This is a genomic window from Pseudomonas sp. lyk4-TYG-107 (genome assembly GCF_030209055.1).
In the GTDB taxonomy this organism is placed as follows: domain Bacteria; phylum Pseudomonadota; class Gammaproteobacteria; order Pseudomonadales; family Pseudomonadaceae; genus Aquipseudomonas; species Aquipseudomonas putida_A.
The window spans coordinates 221,624-244,859 of the sequence record NZ_JARVST010000007.1; the positions used below are offsets into that span (position 1 = coordinate 221,624).

Consider the following 23,236-nt stretch of genomic DNA (forward strand, 5'->3'; position numbering starts at 1 on the left):
TGCTCGCGAAGGCCGCGACGCGGTCTCTCAGCCCGGCGCGCGCTCATTGGCAAACATGCTCACCGCCTGCACCGCTTCACTGGCGCCATCGCGGATCTGCAGAATCACGCTGCCAGCCTGATCCGCCAGTTCAACGCCTTGCGCCGCACGCCCGCGAGTGCCTTCCATGCTCTTGATCGCCTGACGGGTTTCGCTCTGGATCAGGCCGATCATGTTGGAAATCTCCGCCGTTGAGCCGCTGGTGCGCGCTGCCAGTTGCCGCACTTCGTCCGCTACAACGGCGAACCCGCGACCCTGATCACCGGCACGCGCCGCTTCAATCGCTGCGTTGAGCGCCAGCAGATTGGTCTGGTCGGCAATCGCACGGATGGTGTTGACGATCGCCGTGATCTGCTCCGAGCGTTCGCCAAGTTGCGCGATCAGCGTTGATGACTGCGCGATATCGTCAGCGATTTCGCGCATCTCACTGGCCGCCTGCTGGATCACCTGAGTGCCTTGCTCGGCGACTTTCCGGGTTTCCACGGAGATGTGATAAGCAGCGCTGGCGCTGCGCGCATCGTGCTCGTGCTGCTCGACGCGGGCGGTGACGTCCGTGGCGAATTTCACCACTTTGCACAACCGCCCGGCAGCGTCGTACACCGGGTTGTAGTTGGCCTCCAGCCACACACTCTGGCCGCGCTTGTCGACGCGTTCGAACTGACCCTGAAACAACTCACCCTGATTCAACCGCCGCCAGAAATCCTCATAGGCGCTGCTGTTGACCAGCTCCGCGCGGCAGAACAAGCGGTGATGTTTACCCTTCAGTTCAGCGAGCGTGTAACCCATGCGCGTCAGAAAATTCTGGTTGGCGGTGAGAATGCCGCCGTTGAGGTCGAATTCGATCACCGCCATTGCCCGGTCGATCGCCTGCAGCTTGGCGTTGGCCTCGCTTTCCTGCTGGACTTTGGTCGTCACGTCCATGGCGAACTTGACCACTTTGACCACGCGCCCCGACGCATCCTTGATCGGGTTGTAGTTGGCTTCCAGCCAGACCGGCTGGCCTTGGCTGTTGATCCGCTCGAAGGTACCGGACTGGAACTGGCCGTTTTTCAGGCGCGACCACAGTTCGGTGTATTGCGCGCTGCGGCCAAACTCCGGAGTGCAGAACAAGCGATGAGGCTGGCCGATCACCTGTTCGGCGCGGTAGCCCATGGTTTTGAGGAAGTTGTCATTGGCCTTTAACACTACGCCTTCAAGGTCGAACTCGATCACCGCCATGGAGCGATTGATCGCTTCAAGCAGGCCGTTCTGTTCGGTGATGGTGTGTTGAAGGTCGTTGAGTTCGGACTGGTGGCGTTTGAAAAACATAGGGGCAGTACCTGGAAGTAGGGAAAGACGAGGTTTGTGTCCCTGTTTCCGCGCTGGCAGAGCAAATGCTGGATGAGCATTTGTCATTGACTGCAAAGTGCCAGCATCCAGGCTGACGAGCCGATCTTATACAAACTGCGTTGAGTTGTACAAGAAATTGCGAATCAACCTGTTTGCAGCCTTTTCAAGGCTGAGAGAGGGGGGGCGTCTTCTTAGCCCGGACTGCTCAGCGCCACGCTGATGGTGTTGCGCCCCGTGTGTTTGGCGGTGTACAGCGCTTTGTCGGCGTCATCCAGCCAGGCAACCGCGTCGCTGTACGACGGCTGAAACCGGGCCAGACCGATACTCAGGCTGACGCGCAGCTCTGGCACATCCGGGTGCCGATATTGATCCATCGCCTGACGCAATCGTTCCATTTGCGCCTCGGCTTTATTGAGTGGCTGGTCGGGCAGGATCAGGCAAAACTCGTCGCCGCCATAACGACCGGCCCGTTCACCTTCGGCCAGCAGCCCTTTGAGTGCCTGGCTCAACTCGCGCAGCACGGCGTCGCCAACGATGTGCCCATAGTTGTCGTTGATGGTCTTGAAATGATCGATGTCGATCAGCGCCAGAATGTCCTGGGTGTTGTTATCTCGGCAGCGGGTGAAACGCGTATGGAGCAGATCCTTCCAGGCGCCGTGATTGAGCAGCCCGGTGAGGCTGTCGGTGCGGCTCAGGTCTCTGAGTGCACGTTTGTGTTGTGCAAGTTTGATCGCCAGTTGGTAGCTGACCATGCCCAGGGCCAAGGGGTACAAGGTCAGCATCGGCAGGCAGGCCCAAACCTCGATTTGCGTCATCGTCAGGCTGAACTTGAAGCCGAACAATAAACAGCCCAGCAGCACGCCGGCGATTTGGGCGAGAGCGCCCAGCAGGAACAGACGTCGTCCACCAGCGGCGACATTGTTCATGGTCATCATCGACAGGATGGTCACGGTGGTCAGCGGATTGAACTGAAAGCACGCGGTCCAGAACCCCCCGCACAACGAGTCGTACAACAGGTTGCGGCGTTCGGCATGGTAGGGGAAGGTCGAGCGGGTCGAAATCTGGTAGGCCAGATGCGGCCAGATAAAACCGTTGAACACCAGCAGCGCCCAGAGCCAGTTCGGCATGTGCAACGGATACAGCGCGGCCGCGACGCTGAAAAAGCCGACACCCAGACCGATGATCCTGGGCAGATAAATGCGTCTGGCGAATGACAAGCCTTTGCCGCGTTGATTTTCCATGATGTCCTGCGCCAGATTCATCCTGAAATACTTTGAAGTGTTTTTTCAGGTTGACCGTTCGTCGGTCAATTGTCGGACATTGTCATTTATTCCAACGGGAATAATCAGTGTCCTTCCGAGCCATTTAATCGTGGCGGGGCGCAGGAGAGGGCCGGTTTAGAGCTGGTATCTGGACAGAAACATCTCCATGGCCGACTCGGCCACGGCTTTTTGCGTGTCTGCATCCAGCGGCGGCAGGCCCATGGAAATCTGCGGCCAGAAACCGAACGATTTCAACAGCCCTTGCACCTGCTGCGCGGCAAATTCTGCGTTTACGGTTTTCAGCCGACCATCCGCCAGCGCAGCGCGAATCCACACCGTCAGGCCTTCCTCCCGCTCTCCCATGCGCGCCACCATGTCCTGCGCGCGCTCCGGGGAATGGATGGTGGCGGCAATCGCCACCCGTGCCAGCCCGAGAAAGTTGTCATCGGCCATCATCTGCAGTTTAGCCAGCAACATGGGCAGCAGTTGCTCGCGCAGCGGCTGATCCGCGCGATAGGACACGGTTTGCTCGTCGGTAATCCGTGCCCAGAGTTGGTTGAGAATTTCGGCGAACAGCTCTTCCTTGCTGGGAAAGTGGTTGTACACCGTGCGCTTCGACACCCCGGCGGTGGCCGCGATCTTGTCCATGCTGGTGACCTCGAACCCGTTGGCACGGAATTCGGCAATTGCCGCCTGGATGATGGCTTCGCGTTTGCGGTCGGTGAGGCGTTGTGGAGCTGTCATAAGTACGCTTCGGCAGAAAAGGGGTGGAATTACACTTGGCAGTTTACTTGTCATCACGTTTCATGCAACCTAGAAACTACACCGCCCAGTGTAATGTTGCGTTAATCCGCGCAACCTAAAAAACAGACAGTTCGGCTGATGCGTGCGTGCTTTGGCCATTTATCGTCCCACCGTGAAAAACCGTGAATTGCGCGGTTTTTCTGGAGTCTCTCAGTCATGGCCAATCCAGATTTTTCTGCGGATCAAACTTCCACGCCTGAAGCCTCTCGCCAGGATCAAGGGCTGTTCCGTAACCATGCGCCGGTGCAGCGCGAAGGTGGGCGCAAGATGCTGCGGATCATGTGGAACATGATCTTCAACAAGCCGCGCAATACCCGACCGGCCGCCGCGATCCCGGTTCAACCGCTGACCCGTGAAGACCTGCTGGCAGCACCGAATCACAGCGTTTACCGCCTCGGCCACTCGACCCTGCTGCTGAAAATGCGCGACAAATTCTGGATAACTGACCCGGTCTTCGCCGAGCGTGCCTCGCCCGTGCAATGGGCCGGCCCGAAACGTTTTCACCAGCCGCCGATCAGCATCGACCAGTTGCCGCCGATCGAAGCGGTGATCCTGTCGCACAACCATTACGACCACCTCGATTACCAGGCGGTACTGCAACTGGCGGCCAAAACCAACTATTTCCTGACCCCGCTGGGCGTCGGCGACACCCTGATCAAATGGGGCATCGACGCCAGTAAAGTTCGCCAGTACGACTGGTGGCAGGGCACCGAAATCGCCGGCATCCGCTTCGTTGCCACTCCCTCGCAGCACTTCTCCGGCCGCGGCCTGTTCGACAGCAACAGCACCCTGTGGGCCTCGTGGGTGATGATCGATGGCGACACGCGAATCTTCTTCAGCGGCGACAGCGGCTATTTCGACGGCTTCAAACGCATCGGCGAACAATACGGCCCGTTCGACCTGACCCTGATGGAAACCGGCGCTTACAACGTCGAATGGCCACACGTGCACATGCAACCCGAAGAAACCCTGCAGGCGCACCTCGACCTCAAGGGCCGTTGGCTGTTTCCGATCCACAACGGCACCTTCGACCTGGCGATGCACGCCTGGCATGAACCGTTTGACCGGATTCTGGCGCTGGCCTGGGAGCGTAGTGTTTCGATTACCACGCCGCGAATGGGCGAGGCGTTTAATTTGATGCAGCCGCAGCGGGGGCACACGTGGTGGCTGAATATGGAGCAGGATGTGTCGGAAAACGCCCCAATTGCTGGTGGCGGCTACAAGTCGGGATGACTTTTCCTACTGTCGGTAGTCCAGCTGGCTGACAGCTCTTTCCTATGTCCTCGGTAGGCTTGGTCGCGAGTGAATGAATCACTCGTGATTAGCCTAAACAAGGACGATAGACATGACGCATTTCTTCAAACGTCGCGTGAATACGCTGACGAAATCCATATTGGTCGCACTGGCAGCGACAGGAGTCGCTGCCAGTGCCCATTCGGCCACTGATCTTCATTACGCCAGCGTCAGTGAACTCAGCAAAATGATGGCCGACAATGAGCTCACTGCTGTTGAACTGGTTGAACACTTCCATCAGCGAATTGCCGACCTGGACAGGCAAGGCCCTGCTATCCACGCCATCGTCGAACTGAATTCACAAGCCATCGAAATAGCTACCGCGCTGGATAACGAGCGTAACGAGGGGCTGTCGCGTGGTCCGTTGCATGGTATTCCGGTACTGCTCAAAGACAATTTTGATACCGCCGACAGCCTGCAAACCAGCGCCGGCTCCTTGGCCATGGTCGGCCAGCCGGCAGCCAACGATGCTTTTGTGGTTAAACAGCTGCGGGATGCCGGCGCGATTATTCTGGGTAAAGCCAACATGAGTGAATGGGCTTATGTGCGGGAAATGGGTTTGCCCCATGGTTGGAGCGGACGTGGTGGGCAAGGGAAAAACCCACATGCACTGAGCGAGGAGATCTGCGGTTCCAGTTCTGGATCGGCCGCTGCCGTGGCTGCCGGTTTCGCGCCGATCTCCTTGGGCACGGAAACCAACGGTTCGATCACTTGCCCGGCATCGGCCAATGGCGTAATCGGCGTCAAACCCACCTTGAGTCTGTTCAGTCGCACCGGGGTGGTGCCAATCACCCGTCTGCAAGATACCCCTGGTACTTTGACACGTACTGTCCGTGACGCAGCGTTGATGTTCAACGTGTTGCAAGGCACGGATGCGACAGACTCCGCGACATCGATCGCCCCGACAGGAATCGACTACACCGCGTTACTGGCAAACGATGCCCTGCAAGGCAAGCGTATCGGTTATCCCGCCGCTTACGAGGGAACGGACGGCGTGGTTCTGACTCCCGGAGTGGAGTTTCAGAAGGCAATGATCACACTCGAGAAACAAGGTGCGACGCTCGTGCCAGTGACCGTTCGTTTACCTGATATCGATAATTTCGTACCCGGTCTGATGGGCGCGATGAAGTACGAATTGCCTGAATATCTCGTCAGCCGTTCCGGTCTGCCGATCCAGTCGTTGCAGGACCTGATCGACTTCAATCAGCTCAATCCCGGCAAGGAGGGCTATGGGCAGGCCACGCTCGAAGCGATGAATGCGCTGGACATGACTCACGAACAGGCCAGCGGATCGATCTTGAGCATCAGCAAAAACTTCAAGGACGCCATTGACGAGCAACTGCGCGAACACAACCTCGACGCAATGGTTGCCGAAGCGGATGGTTACTCGCAATTTTCTGCCGCAGTGGCTGGTTATCCGGCGGTAACCCTGCCATCGGGCATGAGCGCTAACGGTATACCCACGTCCGTGTTCTTTTTCGGCAAAGCATGGAGCGAGCCGCAATTGTTCGCCATGGCCTACAGCTATGAACAAGCCTCGGCCGAGCTGCGGCACCCTGCGTTCAAGTAATCATTCCACCTAAGCAAAATCCCCACGCTCTGCAACGTTCTGCTGCATGGCCTGGGGATTCAATTTGCGACCCGGCGCAAACCCGGGAAAGAACACCAGCCCCTGTGCCTCAAACCGATAAGCCAACGCCAGCCGCGTCGCATCCGCCACGTCCTGCTGCGCTTCAAACCGCTGGATATCATCCACCGCAACCTCCGCCTCGCGCGACAGTTGTTCCACGCTCCAGCCCAGCATCGCTCGGGCCTGGACGCAGTGCGTCGGGGTGAACTGGAAAAGGGCAATGCGTTCGAGGATGTGGTTCATCGCAAGAGAGGCCATGGTGTGCTCCGGGCTCAAGAGTGCTGATTGAAAATGTACTGTGTTTTTGTACAGTTGTTTTCGGCCGGGATCAAACGCATTTTTTGATTTGCCCTAGTTAGCCGCCTCCAACCAGACGGACGGTGCCTGTCCGAGGATGCGCCGGAACATCGTCGAGAACGCCGCCGGGCTCTCATAACCGAAGTCCAGGGCGATCCGCGTCACCGCTTCACCGGCCGCCAGCCGCGCCAGCGCCAGTACCACGCAAGCCTGTTGCCGCCATTGGCTGAAGCTCAACCCGGTCTGCTGCCGAAACAGTCTGTTGAAGGTGCGCAAGCTTATGTGCAACTGCTCGGCCCAGTGTTGCGGCGACTGATGGGCGTTGGGTTGATGCAGAAAGGTCTGACACAAAGCCAGGAGCTTTCCGTCAGTCGGCAACGGAATGTGCAAGGGCAGGGGTGCACTGCGCGTCAGTTCATGCAGCAACAGCTCGATCAACACGCCGTCGCGTCCTTCGAGGTCATAAGCCAGCGGCACTTCAACTGCTTCCATCAGCAAGTGCCGCATCAACGGCGAAACGCTGATCACCTGGCAGCGCTCGCCCAAATCCACCGCCCCCGACTCGATGTACAAACTGCGCGTACTCACGCCGAGCATCAGCACCTCATGCGCCACTCCCGGCGGAATCCACACTGCCCGTTGCGGCGGTACCACCCAGTTGCCGTCATGGGTGCGAACCTGCATCACCCCGGTCGCGCCGTACAACAATTGCGCCCGTCGATGCGTATGAAATGGCAACAGATGGCCGTGGGAATAATCCGTACCGATCGCCACCACCGGGCGCGGCGTGTCATCCAGCAGATTGATCGAAACATTGCGCATCGAGCGTTTCCCGGTAGTTGGCGTAAACGCAAACATTATTGGCTGAGTTACTGAAGCAGGCCAAGCCGCGTCGTTCTATCGTCGACCGCTCGCCACCACCGGAAGACGTGCCATGTTTTACCTCCTGCTGACTCTCTTCGGCTGCCTGACCGGCATCACCGCCGTCCTGTTCGGCTTCGGCGGCGGCTTCGTCGTCGTGCCGCTGCTCTACCGCATGCTCACCGCCAGTCACGGCGCCGACGACCCCATCGGCCAATCGGCCATGCACATCGCCGTCGCCACCTCGACCTGCGTGATGATCGTCAACGCCCTGATCGCCACCGACAAACACCGCCGCGCCGGCAACCTGATCCGCCATTACCTGTGGCCCCTCGGCGGCTTCATCGCCCTGGGCGCGATCATCGGCGCGATCGCCGCGGTGTGGGTCAGCGGCGAGGTCATCCGCTACGCCTTCATCGCCTACCTCGGCGTGACCATCATCGACTGCCTGCTCAGACGCGGCTTCCTCACCCGCAGCGAAGGCGTCATCCCACGCCGATTGGATCTCAAGGAAATATCCGCCGGCGGTGTAGGCATCGGCGCCATCGCCACGTTCCTCGGTGTAGGAGGAAGCGTCATGACCGTGCCGCTTCTGCGCCGCTGCGGACTGAGCATGTCTCAATCAACGTCCATGGCGAATCCGTTAAGCGTGCCGGTGGCCGTGGCCGGGACGCTGACGTATATGGCACTGGCCGGTTTCAGCGAGACGGATCTGGGCGTGTGGTTTGTCGGGTATGTGGATTTGCTGGCGTTTGCGGTGCTGACGCTGGGGTCCTTGGTCGGGATTCGGTTGGCTACGCCGTGGATCGGGCGGATACCGGATCGGGTGCATGCTTGGGTTTATATCGCGCTGCTGATCATCGTGATGTTGGGCATGCTGCTCAAGTAGAGCCTCGATTCCTACACGCATCCTCTGCATACTTCGCAGCCTCATTCATTCAGGGATCGATCCATGCTCAAGGGACTGCTGCGCCTGGCGCCATACGCTGCGGCGCTGTTTACACTGATTTCCACCGCCCATGCCGAAGATGGCCGACACGTGTTCACCGGTACGCTGGGCAAGATGCCGATTGTGGTGGAGCTCAACACCACGCAGCAGGACGAAGTTACCGGCCGCTACTTCTATGAGAAGTATCACCGCGACCTGGAACTCAGTGGCTCGCTCCAAGACAGCACGTTGAACCTCGTCGAAGGCAACAACCGCTATGGCGACGACAAACCGTTGCCAACCTTGAAGCTGGAAGAAACTGCCAATGGCTGGCAGGGTGAATGGCAAAACCCCAAGGGCAAGAGGCTACCGGTACAACTGACCGAAGCCAAACTTCCTGCGCCGAGCGCAACTACGCTGCCCTTTATTGCCACTCTGCCGAAGAGCGATCCCTACGAGTATTTGCGCTTACAGGGGCTCAAGCTCAAACCGGAGAAGAAAGAAAACTTCATGGGCTACGACCTGCAATGGTGGACGGAGCCTGAGTCGAAGATTTCGCTGTTCAGTGTCGAGTCCGGCTATACGAAAGAAGAGCAGCAGCGGATTAATAACCACCTGCTCGGACGGCTCTGGACTGAAGTCATCGACTATCACCGCTGCATGATGGATGGCGGGGAATACGCCGAATTCGATCAAGGTGCTGCCCCTGAGTTTCTCTCGCCCGACGTGGTCAGCCTGGACATCTCCACCGGTTACAGCTGCGGCGGTGCCCACCCGGATTTCGGCAGTTCGCCAATCAACCTCGACGTCCACACCGGCGAATTGTTGAAACTCAAAGATGTACTGTGGATTGGTGAACCGAATAGCGCGGCCACCGAATACGATCAGATGAAAGTCATGGCACCGTGGCTGGTCAAACAGTTCACCACGCTCTATCCCGAAGAGATGAAGAAGCCCGCCGAAGATGACGGCAGTTGCGATTACACCGATGAAAGCGTCTGGGGTTATTCCAACTGGCACTTAACACCGAAGGGGATTTACCTGGGCGCTTACTTCGCCCGTTACCAACGTAACTGCGACAACCCCGATTGGTCAGTGCTGCCGTACTCGCTGGTCAACCAGCACCGTGGCGCAGCCAAACTGCAATTGCCCAAAGGCTAACCGTCACGCCAACCCCGGCGCCTCCCGCACAATGAAGTGATCCAGGTTCTCGATGTTGGCACTGAACACCCCGAACGTCTGTTCGGGGTTCTTCTTGCTCGGCACCTGCTTCAACTCCGGCGTCACGCCATAGAAGAAACAAAACAACTCCTTATCACTGTCGATCGCGTGCTTGATCTCTTCCAGAAACGCCTTGCGCTTGCGGTAGTTGTCGATCAACTTCTTGCTCAAGTACACGTTCACCGAATACGGCTTCTTCTTCGCCTCATCCGCCTGCTTGAACCAGACCTTCTGCTCGAAATCGATGCGAAAACTCTGGGTGTAATCCTTGATCTCCTTGATCTTGCCCCAGTAAATCAGCCCCTTGTTGTCCGTCAGATACTCGATCTTCTTGAAGAACGAGCCATAAGGCGCCGTGTGCTCGCCGATCTTCAACGGCATGCGTTTGAGCAACTCCTTGTCGGCGAAGTTCGACACAAAGCACTCCACCGGATGCGCAAACACACTGGTCTTGTCCGGCGCCGTCTCACGCCCCGGCGACTCCTTGGAACTCACCTGCGCCACCCGCACCGGATCATCCCGCAACACATCCGCCGCCCCCGCCGGCGCAGCAGGCTTGCGCACATACTCACGCCGCGTCAGCAACAACTCCGACGGAAAATGCTCCTCCCGCCCGTCATCCACCTCACCCTCCGCCGTCTCAACACCAGACGCTGACGCCTTCAAACTCACATACGGACAACCCGCCACATGCTGCGTCGTGGGCAGATTCTTGAAGTGCGGCGTGCGCACGTAATTCACGTTCTTGGCGTTGAAGGTGCCCAACTCGTTGGAGGTATCAAATGCTAAACGACAGGCATCGTTGGGGCACTGGAAATGCTCCTTTGCCGAATCGAACGCCACCGTCTCATCGAAATTGAGATCGCGAACGTCATAGATCGACAACTTGTCGTCGAGGCTGAGGCAGTAGGCGAGATCGAATTTCATGGCAGGGCTCGGATCCTTGAGTGGGGGAGGGGTATTAATAGCGGGAGGCGCGGCGGGTTGCACTGATTGTTTTCAAGATGATGCGAAACCTGTGGGAGCTAGCCTGCTGGCGATCCCGGGCATCAACTCAGTCCTGCTGCCAGATACCCACTTTGCAGTAACACATCTCAATTGTGGTGAGGGGATTTATCCCCGATGGGCAGCGGAGCTGACCCAAGCCATTAAAAAGCGATCGTCAGGAAGTGTTAGTTTGGCGATCGCTTTGCAGTCGATCGGGGATGAATCCCCTCGCTACAGGTTCCATATAAACCAGTTACTCGCGCTTCAGTCGCTTCACTTTTTGATAAAGCGAATCTGTGAATTCCTTCCGATCGCTAGAATGGTGGCAGCGTCTATGGCAATTCGGACACAGTGCAACTGTGTTGCTTTTGCGATCTCTACCCTGCTGTGCCAAATGCTTAACGTGATGAACTTCAAGATATGGCTCTCCATCCATTTCGAACGGAGCCGGTTGCTCGCAGCCTTCGCAGATACCCTTAGCGTTATCGAGAATCCAACCTTTGATTTTGGAGTTTCGAACAAAGTATTTGGTTATGGTCACCCCTTGTTGAGGCGGTGCATCATTTTCCGGTTCGCTTACGAAGTTCGGTGTTCTAGTGGGCTTTATGTGGCGATTGCGAATTGCAGCCTCGTCAGAAGGAGAGCCGATACTCCGAGTCAGAATACCTTTCGACTCTAAAATTTTGGTTAGGCGCGCAGTAATACCTGAACCAAGGTTAACTTTTGGTTTGTAGTGAACAATCGTCTTCAGCCCCAGCTCATCAAACAATGCCGAGATGTTCTGCAGGCGATAGTCGATCGACTTGGTATTGCGATTAGCAAGTACACCGTCCTGCAGATGCTTGTGCTCCGCAGACTTGTTGAATTTTTCATCGTTTGGATATCTCACTTGAATCGAGAGATAGGCATCGACAGAGGCTTCCAATTCTTCATCGGTCCAGCCTTTTTGTTCCTTTTTCGTATCCATACAGTCGCCGAGGGTTGAAAACCCTCGGACGATACTGAGTGGCCATTACTGCTGTCTACGAAAATTCCTACAGAAAACAGCGACGGATCCCGCGCAATCCTACAAATTTCTCCCTAGCCCATCGAGTGCTTCGAGGACTGAAACACCTGCGTAACCCTCCGCCACCAGGGTTTCTCTAGAGAAGCTCGTCGTAGATTTTGATCATTTAACAGGTAAGGCATATCCCGAAGTCGAATCCAGCCCTCATCCTGCCAATGCAGCAAACTCAAAGACATCTCCGGCCAATCCAACAAGCTCAACATTGGCCGATTCGAATCTCCTGAATCCGCAGCATCGCGCAATGTCGGCACCACCTCATTGGTCAGCCATTCCCGCAACAACCGATTACCCGGAACGTAGTGATAGACCAACAGCGCGTACACCCCGGACTCACTGAGCATCAGATGCTGTTCTGGTTCTCGAAAGTACTCAATCCACATGACGCGGCGCTGATCGCTATCTAGCTTGTTGACCACCCGATCATTCAGATGGAAACCCATCAAGCGGCCGACATCGCGAGCGGAGAACCAAGGCTGGTTTTCTAATAGAAGGGCATGGAGAGAAAGGTTGTGGCGAGAGAACACTATTACCGGGAGCGGATCAGACATATCTATGACCTCTACGTTAGATTTTGGGAGGGCCTGACCCCAACGTAGAGCGGACTTAAGAAATCCCAACGAGCAGAGCAGTTGTCACCGACGAATCACACGTCTGTGTCACTGACCAAGCTTTCTACGTTGGGCGTTTCTTAGGCACCTGCGATAGAGCTTAGTAGTGCTTGTAGCGGCCTTCAATGGGACGCGGCTGTAAGTGCTGTAGGAGATTGAGCGCTGTGACGTAGGCGTAAAAAACGATTACCAATCGTCCATAAAAAAGCCCCGATCAGATCGGGGCTTTTGCTTTCTCGACTTGGCGACTCAAGCAGCAATCGTCAAATCGTGGCGAGCGAGACCATTAGTCCCAGCTCAACGCACCACCAGTTTGGTATTCGATCACGCGAGTCTCAAAGAAATTCTTCTCTTTCTTCAAGTCCATAATCTCGCTCATCCAAGGGAACGGGTTAGTGGTCCCTGGGTACTCTTCTTTCAAACCGATCTGCGACAAACGACGGTTAGCGATGAACTTCAGGTAGTCCTCCATCATCGCCGCGTTCATGCCCAGTACGCCGCGAGGCATTGTGTCGCGGGCGTATTCGATCTCCAGCTGCGTACCCTGCAGGATCATCTGGGTCGCTTCTTCCTTCATCTCGGCATCCCACAGGTGTGGGTTTTCGATTTTGATCTGGTTGATCACGTCGATGCCGAAGTTCAGGTGCATGGATTCGTCGCGCAGGATGTATTGGAACTGCTCGGCGACGCCGGTCATTTTGTTGCGGCGGCCCATGGAGAGGATCTGGGTGAAGCCGCAGTAGAAGAAGATGCCTTCCAGTACGCAGTAGTAGGCGATCAGGTTGCGCAGCAGTTCTTTGTCGGTGTCCGGGGTGCCGGTTTCGAACTTCGGATCGGAGATCGAACGGGTGTATTTCAGGCCCCAGGCTGCCTTTTTCGCGACCGATGGGATCTCGTGGTACATGTTGAAGATCTCGCCTTCATCCATGGCCAGCGATTCGATGCAGTACTGGTAGGCGTGGGTGTGGATCGCCTCTTCAAACGCCTGGCGCAGGATGTACTGGCGGCATTCCGGGTTGGTGATCAGGCGGTACACGGCCAGGACCAGGTTGTTGGCAACCAGGGAGTCGGCGGTGGAGAAGAAGCCGAGGTTGCGCATCACGATGCGGCGCTCGTCGTCGGTCAGGCCTTCCGGGTTTTTCCAGAGGGCGATGTCGGCGGTCATGTTGACTTCTTGCGGCATCCAGTGGTTTGCGCAGCCGTCCAGGTACTTCTGCCAGGCCCAGTCGTACTTGAAGGGTACGAGTTGGTTGAGGTCGGCGCGGCAGTTGATCATGCGCTTTTCGTCAACGGCGACACGGGCGGAGGCGCCTTCGAGTTCGGCGAGGCCTTCGGCGACGTCGAGGGAATCCAGTGCTGCCTTGGCGCGGGCCACGGCGGCCGAGTCGTCGGCGGTCACGGCGCGGGCTTCCAGCGCTGCGGCACCGCCGGCGCTGTCGAGGCGGTCCATGTTGGCTTCAGTAGCGTGGCCGGCGTTGGCGCCTTTCACGGTTGCTACTTCACTGTCTTCTTTGTCGAATTCGTCCCAGCTCAGCATGACGTGTCGTCTCCTGCGTGAGGGCCTGTCGCCCCGTGTGAAACCTGATTGGTTGGTTTTTCACACGGTCGTACAGACCGCGTTGGATCTTAAGGAATCGTTTTTTGCGGCAGCCAAGGCAGGCAATAAAACAGAATTTTGTACGGGTTTCCGAGAGCCTCTGACGGGCGCAGATCAGCGTTGACGCTGCTGCGGGGCTTCAGAATGGCTTTTGCTCCCTGTAAGGGAATATTGCTGACCCGATTAGGGCGGCATTATAGGGAAAAAAACACGGCTGTGCTGAGGCGAATCCGCGCATGGAGCGGTCGAGGAGGGTGGTTTTTCGATGAGAGTGCGGGTTTACAGGGCTTTGCCGGGGATAGATTTTTTTTCGTAAAAATCTCGCGATTGTGGATTTGCTCAAAAAACGAACAAAAAAACCGGTTTTTTACTACATCTAGTGTTTTGCAAGCATTTTTGACGACTCCAGACACAACTGAGCCCGACCGAAGCCGGGCTGGAATCGACCCTCAAATGAGGCGCTGAGCGGTCCGATTCGGTGCAGTCTCAATCATCAATTGGTGCAGCCATTACCCATGACGCTGTAACGCAGGATATGGCGCTGACCCTTGGAGTCGTCGTACTCCATTTTGGCCGGTACCACTTCGCAGACATTCGGCACTTCGCTCATCGATACAACTTTGGCGATGTCCAGGTGAGTGGAGTAAGTGTATTCCTCGATCACCGGTTGTTGCTGTGCGACATCAGTCGGGACCTCGTCTGCCATGGCGGTTGCGCACAGACTGCTGAGGGCCAGAACCAATAAAGCTTTCATTTCAGATTTACCTTTTTGAGGTCGAGTGGGGTCACGCAACCTTTTTAGGGTTGCGTGTGGAACTTCATCATTTGCAGTTATTACTTGAGAGCTGGATTAACGGCCTTCGTGGGGGCTGTAACGTTGTTAATCGCGTTTGCCTTGTCGGCGAGGTGGATTTTAGGGAGGAGGGGTGGGGGTAAACAGGTGGGGTTTTGATAAACACTTTTGGCAGATTTGGTAACAATCGGTCGTCAGGGTGGGGAAGAGCGTTTTCTGGCGATGCAATTTGTCTGGGGAACCGAGTTGTCTGGATCGCTTGCAGGCAAGCTCCTACAAGGGGTTTGGGGTGTTTGGGGGTAGTGCGTCGGGCTTGCTGTCTGGGTATCGCCATGTTTTGTAGGGGCTTGTTACTACCATCGTCGAATGGTTCTATGGGCCCGGCCCGGCTACAACGGGGTCATACAAAAACAACTATTCCACCGAGGTAAGAAAGATGAGTGCGGCTTCTCTGTATCCCGTTCGTCCCGAGGTTCTGGCCAATACGCTGACTGACGAGGCGACCTACAAAGCCATGTACCAGCAGTCGGTCGTCAACCCTGACGGTTTCTGGCGCGAGCAAGCCAAGCGCCTCGACTGGATCAAGCCTTTCACCACGGTGAAGCAGACTTCCTTCGACGATCACCATGTCGACATCAAATGGTTCGCCGACGGCACCCTGAACGTTTCCTACAACTGCCTCGACCGTCATCTGGCCGAGCGCGGCGACCAAGTCGCAATCATCTGGGAAGGCGACGATCCTTCCGAAAGCCGTAACATCACCTACCGCGAACTGCACGAGCAAGTGTGCAAACTGGCCAACGCCCTGCGTGGTCAGGACGTGCACCGCGGCGACGTGGTGACTATCTATATGCCGATGATCCCTGAAGCCGTGGTCGCCATGCTGGCCTGCACCCGGATCGGCGCGATTCATTCGGTGGTGTTCGGTGGTTTCTCGCCGGAGGCGCTGGCGGGGCGGATCATCGACTGCAAATCGAAAGTGGTCATCACCGCTGACGAAGGCATCCGTGCCGGCAAGAAGATCTCGCTGAAGGCCAACGTCGACGACGCGCTGACCAACCCGGAAACCAGCAGCATCCAGAAAGTCATCGTGTGTAAGCGCACCGGTGGCGACATCAAGTGGAACCAGCATCGCGACATCTGGTACGAAGACCTGATGAAAGTGGCGGGCACCGTCTGCGCGCCAAAAGAGATGGGCGCCGAAGAAGCGCTGTTCATCCTTTATACCTCTGGCTCGACCGGCAAACCGAAGGGCGTGCAGCACACCACCGGCGGTTATCTGCTGTACGCGGCGATGACCCACGAGCGTGTGTTCGACTACCGTCCGGGCGAAATCTACTGGTGCACCGCCGACGTCGGCTGGGTCACCGGCCACAGCTACATCGTCTACGGCCCGCTGGCCAATGGCGCGACCACGCTGCTGTTCGAAGGCGTGCCGAACTACCCGGACATCACCCGGGTGGCGAAGATCGTCGACAAGCACAAGGTCAACATCCTCTACACCGCACCGACCGCGATCCGCGCGATGATGGCTTCGGGCACCGCCGCCGTTGAGGGCGCTGATGGCAGCAGCCTGCGTCTGCTCGGTTCGGTCGGCGAGCCGATCAACCCGGAAGCCTGGGACTGGTACTACAAGAATGTCGGCAAGTCCCGTTGCCCGATTGTCGATACCTGGTGGCAGACCGAAACCGGCGGCAACATGATGAGCCCACTGCCGGGTGCGCATGCACTGAAGCCGGGTTCGGCGGCACGTCCGTTCTTCGGTGTGGTGCCGGCGCTGGTCGACAACCTCGGCAACATCATCGAGGGCGAGGCCGAGGGCAATCTGGTGATTCTCGATTCGTGGCCGGGTCAGGCGCGCACGCTGTATGGCGACCATGACCGCTTTGTCGACACCTACTTCAAGACCTTCCGTGGCATGTATTTCACCGGTGACGGTGCGCGGCGTGACGCGGATGGTTACTACTGGATCACCGGGCGTGTCGACGACGTGCTCAACGTCTCCGGCCACCGCATGGGCACCGCCGAGATCGAAAGCGCGATGGTCGCCCACCCGAAAGTCGCCGAAGCGGCGGTGGTTGGTGTGCCGCACGACATCAAGGGGCAGGGCATTTATGTCTACGTCACCTTGAAGAATGGCGAAGAGCCGAGCGAGCAACTGCGTCTGGAGCTAAAGAACTGGGTGCGCAAAGAGATCGGCCCGATCGCTTCGCCGGACGTGATCCAGTGGGCGCCGGGGCTGCCGAAGACCCGTTCGGGCAAGATCATGCGGCGGATTCTGCGCAAGATTGCTACGGCTGAGTACGATGGGTTGGGGGATATCTCGACCCTGGCGGATCCGGGTGTGGTGCAGCATTTGATTGATACGCACAAGACGATGAATGTGGCTTAAGCCTGTCTGATGCATTGAAAAGCCCTGTCCGGTGATGCCGGGTGGGGTTTTTTTGTGTCTGGAATTTGTGGTGGTTTTGCTGGCCTCATCGCTGGCAAGCCAGCTCCCACAGGTTTTTGGGTGTGTATGAGATGTCATTATCAACTGAGATCTCTGTGGGAGCTGGCTTGCCGGCGATAGCCATCTGTCAGACGCCGCAGTAATCCCCCGTCAGAAACACAAACCACCCAACCAATAATTATCGATCTCCCCCGTAAGACATTTCCCGCTGTTACCGCCTGCCTTCCACGTAACCGAATGTGTAACCGCCCGCGTCAAACCGGGGCGAAGGGAAACGCAATGCCCCGTTTTAGAGCCTCAAAACCCCCAGTGAAAAATAAGACACAACGCTGCGCTTGCCGGATTAGAAGGGTTTGCGAATAATAGGCCCGCAATTTGCAGCATAGATCGGTTCACTGTCTTTCGCTCTTGCATGAATTTGCAAGGCTGTCAATGCGCTCAAGCGGGTTTCTCTGTGCATCTGTAATTAGTTGTCGCATTGAAGAAATATCGGCTTCGGGCCTGTCGTTAGAATGCCGATCACTCGCTCATCGTGGCTGACGTTGAAACCCCGAGGGTTTCAATGGGAAATTTCCCACCGATGCTGCACCGCTTTCCCGATTCACCCATTCGCATATTGGGCTGTCGCTCACTCTGCCGTTTTTGCCCTTTACCGATGGAGTCCCAAGATGAAGAAACTTGTGCTGCTTGGCGCCCTGGCACTGTCCGTGCTGTCGCTGAATTCCTTCGCTGATGAAAAACCTCTGAAGATCGGTATCGAAGCGGCTTACCCTCCGTTCGCTTCCAAAGCGCCGGATGGCAGCATCGTTGGTTTCGACTACGACATCGGCAATGCCCTGTGTGAAGAAATGAAGGTCAAGTGCCAGTGGGTCGAGCAAGAGTTCGACGGTCTGATCCCTGCACTGAAAGTGCGCAAGATCGACGCGATCCTGTCGTCCATGTCGATCACCGAAGACCGCAAGAAATCCGTGGACTTCACCAACAAGTACTACAACACCCCGGCCCGTCTGGTCATGAAGCAAGGCACCGTTGTCAGCGACAACCTGTCTGAGCTCAAAGGCAAGAACATCGGCGTGCAACGTGGTTCGATCCACGAGCGTTTCGCCCGCGAAGTCCTGGCCCCGCTGGGTGCCGAGATCAAACCATACGGTTCGCAGAACGAAATCTACCTCGACGTGGCCGCCGGTCGCCTCGACGGTACCGTGGCTGATGCCACCCTGCTGCAGGACGGCTTCCTGAACACTGATTCCGGCAAAGGCTTCGCCTTCGTTGGCCCGCAGTTCACCGACGTCAAATACTTCGGCGACGGCGTAGGCATTGCTGTGCGCAAGGGTGACGCGCTGAAAGACAAGATCAACGCGGCCATCGCGGCCATCCGTGAAAACGGTAAATACAAAGCTATCCAGGACAAGTACTTCGCCTTCGATATCTACGGCAAGTAACACGTCTCTGCGACAAGTCAGAAATGGCGCAAGCAACAGGATCTCTGCGGTTTGCGCCATTTTTTCATCCCAACTTTCGAGGACCTGAATCATGTTGAAAGGCTACGGGGCTGTCATCCTCGATGGCGCATGGCTGACGCTTCAGCTCGCCTTGTCGTCCATGGCCCTGGCCATCGTTCTCGGGCTGATCGGGGTCGCGTTGCGCCTGTCGCCGATTCGCTGGCTGGCGTGGCTGGGCGATCTGTATTCCACGGTGATCCGCGGGATTCCCGACCTGGTGCTGATCCTGCTGATCTTCTACGGCGGTCAGGACCTGCTCAACCGTGTTGCGCCGATGCTCGGCTATGACGACTACATCGACCTGAACCCGCTGGCCGCCGGTATCGGCACCCTCGGTTTCATCTTCGGTGCGTACCTTTCGGAAACCTTCCGTGGCGCGTTCATGGCGATCCCAAAAGGCCAGGCCGAAGCGGGCATGGCGTACGGCATGAGCAGTTTTCAGGTGTTCTTCCGGGTGATGGTGCCGCAGATGATTCGCCTGGCGATTCCTGGCTTCACCAACAACTGGCTGGTGCTGACCAAGGCGACCGCGCTGATTTCGGTGGTCGGTCTGCAAGACATGATGTTCAAGGCCAAGCAGGCGGCAGATGCCACCCGCGAGCCTTTCACCTTCTTCCTCGCAGTGGCGGCGATGTACCTGGTGATCACCAGTGTCTCGTTGCTGGCGCTGCGTCACCTTGAGAAGCGCTACTCGGTAGGCGTAAGGGCGGCTGATCTATGATCTTCGACTACAACGTCATTTGGGAGGCCATGCCGCTGTACCTCGGCGGCCTGCTGACCACCCTCAAACTGCTCGCGCTGTCGCTGTTGTTCGGTCTGTTGGCGGCACTGCCGCTGGGCCTGATGCGCGTCTCCAAGAACCCGATCGTTAACGGCGCCGCGTGGCTCTACACCTACGTGATCCGCGGCACGCCGATGCTGGTGCAACTGTTTTTGATCTATTACGGTCTGGCCCAGTTCGAAGCTGTGCGTGAAAGCTTCTTGTGGCCGTGGCTGTCCAGCGCCACGTTCTGTGCGTGCCTGGCGTTCGCGATCAATACCAGCGCCTACACCGCCGAAATCATCGCCGGCAGCCTCAAGGCCACGCCGAACGGCGAGATTGAAGCCGCCAAGGCCATGGGCATGTCGCGCTTCAAACTGTACAAGCGCATCCTGTTGCCATCGGCCCTGCGCCGGGCGCTGCCGCAGTACAGCAACGAAGTGATCATGATGCTGCAGACCACCAGTCTGGCGTCCATCGTGACCCTGATCGATATCACCGGCGCGGCCCGTACCGTCAACGCGCAGTATTACCTGCCGTTCGAGGCGTACATCACCGCCGGCGTGTTCTACCTGTGCCTGACCTTCATTCTGGTGAAGCTGTTCAAGCTGGCCGAGCGCCGCTGGTTGAGCTACCTCGCCCCGCGGAAGCACTGATATGGAACGCATCGACCACGTATTGCCGTGGAGCCACCTGGGCAGCGAGCGCAAGATCTCGGTCTTCCGCTTCGGCAGCGGCGAGCGCAAGGCTTACATCCAAGCCAGCCTGCACGCTGACGAACTGCCGGGCATGCGCACCGCCTGGGAGCTGAAAAAACGCCTCGGCGAACTCGAAGCCCAAGGTCTGCTCAACGGTGTGATCGAGCTGGTACCGGTCGCCAACCCGCTGGGCCTCGGCCAATTGCTGCAAGGCAATCATCAGGGGCGTTTCGAGGCGGGCAGCGGCAAGAATTTCAACCGCGATTTCGTCGAGCTGAGCGCGCCGGTGGCGGCGACGCTGGCCGAGCGTCTTGGTGACGATCCGCACGCCAACATTCGGCTGATCCGTCAGGCCATGACCGATCATCTGGCGGCATTGCCCGAGGCGAGCAGCCAGTTGCAAGGCATGCAGCGCGTTTTGCTCAGCCACGCCTGCACTGCCGACGTGGTGCTCGACTTGCACTGCGACGCTGAAGCCGCGCTGCACATGTATGCACTGCCGCAGCACTGGCCGCAGTGGCGCTCGTTGGCGGCGCACCTGAATGTGAAGGTCGGTTTGCTGGCGGAAGATTCCGGCGGCAGCTCCTTCGATGAAGCGTGCTCGTTGCCGTGGTTGCGTCTGTCGCGGCAGTTCCCCGACGCGCAGATTCCACTGGCGTGCCTGGCGACCACCGTCGAGCTCGGCGGTCAGGCCAATACCGACCGCGTTGATGCGCAAGCCTGGGCTGAAGGCATTCTGGCGTTCCTTGCCGAGCAAGGCCTGATCACTGGCGAGTGGCCGAAGCCGGCCAGCGAGCCGTGCGAAGGCATGCCGTTCGAAGGAACTGAATTACTGTTGGCGCCGCACCCCGGTGTGGTGAGTTTTCTGCGTAAACCCGGCGAGTGGGTTGACGCCGGGGATGAGATTTTCGAAGTGATCGACCCTGTGTCCGATCGGGTCAGCACGGTGTGTGCTGGTACGTCCGGGGTGCTGTTTGCCATTGAACGGCTGCGCTATGCCCAACCCGGTTTCTGGCTGGCCAAGGTGGCGGGGCGCGAAGCGCTGCGTCACGGGCGCTTGCTCAACGACTGACTGACTGTTTTTGTGAGAACCGACCGCATGTACAAACTTGAAGTCCAAGACCTGCATAAACGCTATGGCAGTCACGAAGTGCTCAAGGGCGTGTCCCTGAAAGCGGCAGCCGGCGATGTGATCAGCATCATCGGCTCCAGTGGCTCCGGCAAAAGTACTTTCCTGCGCTGCATCAACCTGCTTGAGCAGCCGCACGCGGGCAAGATCCTGCTCAACAACGAAGAGTTGAAACTGGTAGCGAACAAGGACGGCGCGCTGAAAGCCGCTGATCCGAAACAGCTGCAGCGCATGCGCTCGCGTCTCTCGATGGTGTTCCAGCATTTCAACCTGTGGTCGCACATGACTGCGCTGGAAAACATCATGGAAGCGCCGGTCCACGTGCTGGGCGTGTCCAAGGCTGAAGCGCGCGAGAAGGCCGAGCACTACCTGAACAAGGTCGGTGTGGCCCATCGTAAAGACGCGTTCCCGGGGCACATGTCCGGTGGCGAGCAGCAGCGTGTGGCAATTGCCCGTGCGCTGGCGATGGAGCCGGAAGTGATGCTGTTCGACGAACCGACTTCGGCGCTCGATCCGGAACTGGTCGGCGACGTGCTCAAAGTCATGCAGGCCCTCGCTCAGGAAGGCCGCACCATGGTCGTGGTCACGCACGAAATGGGCTTCGCCCGTGAAGTGTCGAACCAGTTGGTGTTCCTGCACAAAGGTGTCGTGGAAGAGAGCGGCAACCCGCGCGAAGTGCTGGTCAATCCGCAATCCGAGCGCTTGCAACAATTCCTGTCGGGCAGCCTCAAGTAATCGCTGCCGTTATGCACCAGATTAGGTCATGCTTCGCGACCTGAAGACTGGCTCGGTCCCCCTGTGGGAGCGGGCTTGCTCGCGAAAGCGGTCGATCAGTCAACATCATTGCTGCCTGAACCACCGCCTTCGCGAGCAAGCCCGCTCCCACAATGGACCTGCGACAGCTTCGATTACGGGCTAGCATTGGCCCATGCCTTCATCACCGTTCTTCGTTTCGGATTGCCCGCCCATGACTGCCCATCGAATTGGTTTCCTGATTTGGCCCAGCACTAAAGCTCTGACGCTGGCGCTGGCGGAGGAGGCCTTGCGTGTTGCTCAGCGGGTGCATCCGGAGGTGGTTTACGAATTGTCGTTCCTCCAGGCCGAAACCGTGACAGACGTTGCGGCCGAGGGGGCGTGGCAACTGCCGGGCGAGGCGTGGACCGGCAAGCTGGAAAACTTCCAGAAACTCTTTTTGCTCGCCGACGAGCCGCCGACCACCCTGGCCCCGGCCCTCAGCAGCGCGCTCAAGCAACTGGTGCGGGCCGGTTGCGTGATCGGTGGCCTGTCGGCAGGCGTATATCCGTTGGCGCAGCTCGGTCTGCTCGACGGTTATCGCGCGGCTGTGCACTGGCGCTGGCAGGACGATTTCGCCGAGCGTTTCCCGAAAGTCATCGCCACCAGTCACCTGTTCGACTGGGATCGCGATCGCCTGACCGCGTGCGGTGGCATGTCGGTGCTCGACCTGCTGCTGGCGGTGCTGGCCCGTGATCATGGCGCAGAACTGGCCGGTGCGGTGTCCGAAGAACTGGTGGTCGAGCGCATCCGCGAGGGCGGTGAACGCCAGCGCATTCCACTGCAGAACCGCCTCGGTTCCAGCCATCCGAAGCTCACCCAAGCGGTGTTGCTGATGGAAGCCAACATCGAAGAGCCGCTGACCACCGACGAAATCGCCCAGCACGTGTGCGTGTCCCGTCGACAGCTGGAGCGGATCTTCAAGCAATACCTCAACCGCGTGCCGAGCCAGTACTACCTGGAGTTGCGCCTGAACAAGGCCCGGCAGATGTTGATGCAAACCAGCAAGTCGATCATCCAGATTGGCCTGTCCTGCGGTTTCTCCTCCGGGCCGCATTTCTCCAGCGCCTACCGCAACTTCTTCGGCGCCACGCCGCGCGAAGATCGCAACCAGCGGCGCAGCAGCAGTCCGTTCGAACTGTCGTCAGTGCCGCCGGAGCGCGGTTGACGCACCCCGGCAGAACCCGC

General features: G+C 58.0%; 21 protein-coding genes and 1 pseudogene. 11 read left to right on the plus strand and 11 right to left on the minus strand.

Features of this window, described 5'->3' with window-relative positions:
* Positions 1-27 precede the first annotated feature (27 nt).
* The 4 genes and pseudogenes from QRN61_RS27715 to QRN61_RS08600 all read right to left on the minus strand — a co-directional run bounded on the left by QRN61_RS27715 (position 28) and on the right by QRN61_RS08600 (position 3,374).
* A complete protein-coding gene (locus tag QRN61_RS27715; RefSeq protein WP_371260358.1) occupies positions 28-522 on the minus strand; it encodes a methyl-accepting chemotaxis protein in 495 nt (164 codons plus the stop codon).
* A 51-nt stretch (positions 523-573) separates the two neighbouring features.
* Positions 574-1,434, minus strand: a pseudogene (locus QRN61_RS27720) (PAS domain-containing protein); the annotation flags it as partial.
* 125 nt (positions 1,435-1,559) lie between these two features.
* Entirely contained in the window at positions 1,560-2,609 is a 1,050-nt protein-coding gene (locus QRN61_RS08595; protein ID WP_027612614.1) for a diguanylate cyclase, read from the minus strand.
* Between the two features lie 156 nt (positions 2,610-2,765).
* A complete protein-coding gene (locus QRN61_RS08600; RefSeq protein ID WP_096795036.1) occupies positions 2,766-3,374 on the minus strand; it encodes a TetR/AcrR family transcriptional regulator in 609 nt (202 codons plus the stop codon).
* Between the two features lie 216 nt (positions 3,375-3,590).
* Here QRN61_RS08600 and QRN61_RS08605 point away from each other — a divergent pair, with 216 nt between their 5' ends.
* Together QRN61_RS08605 and QRN61_RS08610 are read left to right on the plus strand one after the other, a co-directional pair.
* On the plus strand, positions 3,591-4,667 hold the full coding sequence (locus tag QRN61_RS08605; protein WP_285373573.1) for an MBL fold metallo-hydrolase: 1,077 nt from the start codon (positions 3,591-3,593) through the stop codon (positions 4,665-4,667).
* A gap of 112 nt (positions 4,668-4,779) precedes the next feature.
* On the plus strand, positions 4,780-6,297 hold the full coding sequence (locus QRN61_RS08610) for an amidase family protein (protein WP_285373575.1): 1,518 nt from the start codon (positions 4,780-4,782) through the stop codon (positions 6,295-6,297).
* Positions 6,298-6,306: 9 nt separating this feature from the next.
* Here the strand turns inward: QRN61_RS08610 and QRN61_RS08615 are convergent, their stop codons facing one another.
* Both QRN61_RS08615 and QRN61_RS08620 read right to left on the minus strand, forming a co-directional pair.
* The gene (locus tag QRN61_RS08615) at positions 6,307-6,615 is read right to left on the minus strand and encodes a helix-turn-helix domain-containing protein (RefSeq protein WP_027612618.1); all 309 of its coding nucleotides are present in this window, start codon (positions 6,613-6,615) and stop codon (positions 6,307-6,309) included.
* A gap of 93 nt (positions 6,616-6,708) precedes the next feature.
* Positions 6,709-7,476, minus strand: a complete 768-nt coding sequence (locus tag QRN61_RS08620) for an AraC family transcriptional regulator (protein WP_285373576.1) — start codon at positions 7,474-7,476, stop codon at positions 6,709-6,711.
* Positions 7,477-7,588: 112 nt separating this feature from the next.
* Between QRN61_RS08620 and QRN61_RS08625 the strand changes: the two genes are divergently transcribed.
* Together QRN61_RS08625 and QRN61_RS08630 are read left to right on the plus strand one after the other, a co-directional pair.
* On the plus strand, positions 7,589-8,404 hold the full coding sequence (locus tag QRN61_RS08625) for a sulfite exporter TauE/SafE family protein (protein ID WP_285373577.1): 816 nt from the start codon (positions 7,589-7,591) through the stop codon (positions 8,402-8,404).
* Positions 8,405-8,467: 63 nt separating this feature from the next.
* Positions 8,468-9,604 (plus strand): hypothetical protein, encoded by a 1,137-nt coding sequence (locus QRN61_RS08630; RefSeq protein ID WP_285373578.1) that lies wholly within the window; start codon positions 8,468-8,470, stop codon positions 9,602-9,604.
* Between the two features lie 3 nt (positions 9,605-9,607).
* Here QRN61_RS08630 and QRN61_RS08635 read toward each other — a convergent pair whose 3' ends face one another.
* The 5 genes from QRN61_RS08635 to QRN61_RS08655 form a co-directional block, all read right to left on the minus strand.
* Entirely contained in the window at positions 9,608-10,591 is a 984-nt protein-coding gene (locus QRN61_RS08635; protein ID WP_285373579.1) for a hypothetical protein, read from the minus strand.
* Positions 10,592-10,904: 313 nt separating this feature from the next.
* Positions 10,905-11,618, minus strand: coding sequence for an HNH endonuclease (locus tag QRN61_RS08640; RefSeq protein WP_285373580.1), 714 nt, complete (start codon positions 11,616-11,618; stop codon positions 10,905-10,907).
* 113 nt (positions 11,619-11,731) lie between these two features.
* On the minus strand, positions 11,732-12,265 hold the full coding sequence (locus tag QRN61_RS08645) for a BRO-N domain-containing protein (protein ID WP_097085839.1): 534 nt from the start codon (positions 12,263-12,265) through the stop codon (positions 11,732-11,734).
* Positions 12,266-12,611: 346 nt separating this feature from the next.
* On the minus strand, positions 12,612-13,862 hold the full coding sequence (locus tag QRN61_RS08650) for a ribonucleotide-diphosphate reductase subunit beta (RefSeq protein WP_003227292.1): 1,251 nt from the start codon (positions 13,860-13,862) through the stop codon (positions 12,612-12,614).
* 553 nt (positions 13,863-14,415) lie between these two features.
* The gene (locus QRN61_RS08655; RefSeq protein ID WP_027612631.1) at positions 14,416-14,676 is read right to left on the minus strand and encodes a DUF2790 domain-containing protein; all 261 of its coding nucleotides are present in this window, start codon (positions 14,674-14,676) and stop codon (positions 14,416-14,418) included.
* A gap of 475 nt (positions 14,677-15,151) precedes the next feature.
* On the opposite strand from QRN61_RS08655, the gene acs reads away from it, so the two are divergent.
* The 7 genes from acs (at position 15,152) to argR (ending at position 23,216) form a co-directional block, all read left to right on the plus strand.
* Positions 15,152-17,107 (plus strand): acetate--CoA ligase, encoded by a 1,956-nt coding sequence (gene acs, locus QRN61_RS08660; protein ID WP_007963105.1) that lies wholly within the window; start codon positions 15,152-15,154, stop codon positions 17,105-17,107.
* Between the two features lie 728 nt (positions 17,108-17,835).
* Complete coding sequence (gene aotJ / locus QRN61_RS08665) at positions 17,836-18,609, plus strand: L-arginine-binding protein AotJ (RefSeq protein WP_027612633.1); 774 nt, start codon at positions 17,836-17,838, stop codon at positions 18,607-18,609.
* A gap of 91 nt (positions 18,610-18,700) precedes the next feature.
* The gene (locus tag QRN61_RS08670; protein WP_003227287.1) at positions 18,701-19,390 is read left to right on the plus strand and encodes an ABC transporter permease; all 690 of its coding nucleotides are present in this window, start codon (positions 18,701-18,703) and stop codon (positions 19,388-19,390) included.
* Positions 19,387-20,085: an ABC transporter permease gene (locus QRN61_RS08675; RefSeq protein ID WP_003227285.1), complete on the plus strand. Its 699-nt coding sequence runs from the start codon at positions 19,387-19,389 to the stop codon at positions 20,083-20,085. Before QRN61_RS08670 ends, QRN61_RS08675 begins: the two co-directional genes overlap by 4 nt.
* Before the next feature lies 1 nt (position 20,086).
* Positions 20,087-21,199 carry a M14 family metallopeptidase gene (locus tag QRN61_RS08680; RefSeq protein ID WP_285373581.1) on the plus strand — a complete coding sequence of 371 codons (1,113 nt, stop codon included), beginning with the start codon at positions 20,087-20,089 and terminating at the stop codon, positions 21,197-21,199.
* Between the two features lie 27 nt (positions 21,200-21,226).
* Positions 21,227-21,991 (plus strand): ABC transporter ATP-binding protein, encoded by a 765-nt coding sequence (locus QRN61_RS08685; protein ID WP_003227281.1) that lies wholly within the window; start codon positions 21,227-21,229, stop codon positions 21,989-21,991.
* Positions 21,992-22,223: 232 nt separating this feature from the next.
* Complete coding sequence (gene argR, locus QRN61_RS08690; RefSeq protein WP_027612635.1) at positions 22,224-23,216, plus strand: transcriptional regulator ArgR; 993 nt, start codon at positions 22,224-22,226, stop codon at positions 23,214-23,216.
* The last annotated feature ends 20 nt before the right edge of the window (positions 23,217-23,236 follow it).

Coding starts and splice junctions, on each gene's coding strand:
- QRN61_RS08610 (WP_285373575.1), top strand. CDS start 4,780: ATGACGCATTTCTTCAAACGTCGCGTGAATACGCTGACGAAATCCATA.
- QRN61_RS08685 (WP_003227281.1), top strand. CDS start 21,227: ATGTACAAACTTGAAGTCCAAGACCTGCATAAACGCTATGGCAGTCAC.
- QRN61_RS08675 (WP_003227285.1), top strand. CDS start 19,387: ATGATCTTCGACTACAACGTCATTTGGGAGGCCATGCCGCTGTACCTC.
- QRN61_RS08600 (WP_096795036.1), bottom strand. CDS start 3,374: ATGACAGCTCCACAACGCCTCACCGACCGCAAACGCGAAGCCATCATC.
- QRN61_RS08680 (WP_285373581.1), top strand. CDS start 20,087: ATGGAACGCATCGACCACGTATTGCCGTGGAGCCACCTGGGCAGCGAG.
- QRN61_RS08630 (WP_285373578.1), top strand. CDS start 8,468: ATGCTCAAGGGACTGCTGCGCCTGGCGCCATACGCTGCGGCGCTGTTT.
- QRN61_RS08655 (WP_027612631.1), bottom strand. CDS start 14,676: ATGAAAGCTTTATTGGTTCTGGCCCTCAGCAGTCTGTGCGCAACCGCC.
- QRN61_RS08635 (WP_285373579.1), bottom strand. CDS start 10,591: ATGAAATTCGATCTCGCCTACTGCCTCAGCCTCGACGACAAGTTGTCG.
- acs (WP_007963105.1), top strand. CDS start 15,152: ATGAGTGCGGCTTCTCTGTATCCCGTTCGTCCCGAGGTTCTGGCCAAT.
- QRN61_RS08670 (WP_003227287.1), top strand. CDS start 18,701: ATGTTGAAAGGCTACGGGGCTGTCATCCTCGATGGCGCATGGCTGACG.
- QRN61_RS08650 (WP_003227292.1), bottom strand. CDS start 13,862: ATGCTGAGCTGGGACGAATTCGACAAAGAAGACAGTGAAGTAGCAACC.
- QRN61_RS08620 (WP_285373576.1), bottom strand. CDS start 7,476: ATGCGCAATGTTTCGATCAATCTGCTGGATGACACGCCGCGCCCGGTG.
- aotJ (WP_027612633.1), top strand. CDS start 17,836: ATGAAGAAACTTGTGCTGCTTGGCGCCCTGGCACTGTCCGTGCTGTCG.
- QRN61_RS08605 (WP_285373573.1), top strand. CDS start 3,591: ATGGCCAATCCAGATTTTTCTGCGGATCAAACTTCCACGCCTGAAGCC.
- QRN61_RS08595 (WP_027612614.1), bottom strand. CDS start 2,609: ATGGAAAATCAACGCGGCAAAGGCTTGTCATTCGCCAGACGCATTTAT.
- QRN61_RS08625 (WP_285373577.1), top strand. CDS start 7,589: ATGTTTTACCTCCTGCTGACTCTCTTCGGCTGCCTGACCGGCATCACC.
- QRN61_RS08615 (WP_027612618.1), bottom strand. CDS start 6,615: ATGGCCTCTCTTGCGATGAACCACATCCTCGAACGCATTGCCCTTTTC.
- QRN61_RS08640 (WP_285373580.1), bottom strand. CDS start 11,618: ATGGATACGAAAAAGGAACAAAAAGGCTGGACCGATGAAGAATTGGAA.
- argR (WP_027612635.1), top strand. CDS start 22,224: ATGACTGCCCATCGAATTGGTTTCCTGATTTGGCCCAGCACTAAAGCT.
- QRN61_RS08645 (WP_097085839.1), bottom strand. CDS start 12,265: ATGTCTGATCCGCTCCCGGTAATAGTGTTCTCTCGCCACAACCTTTCT.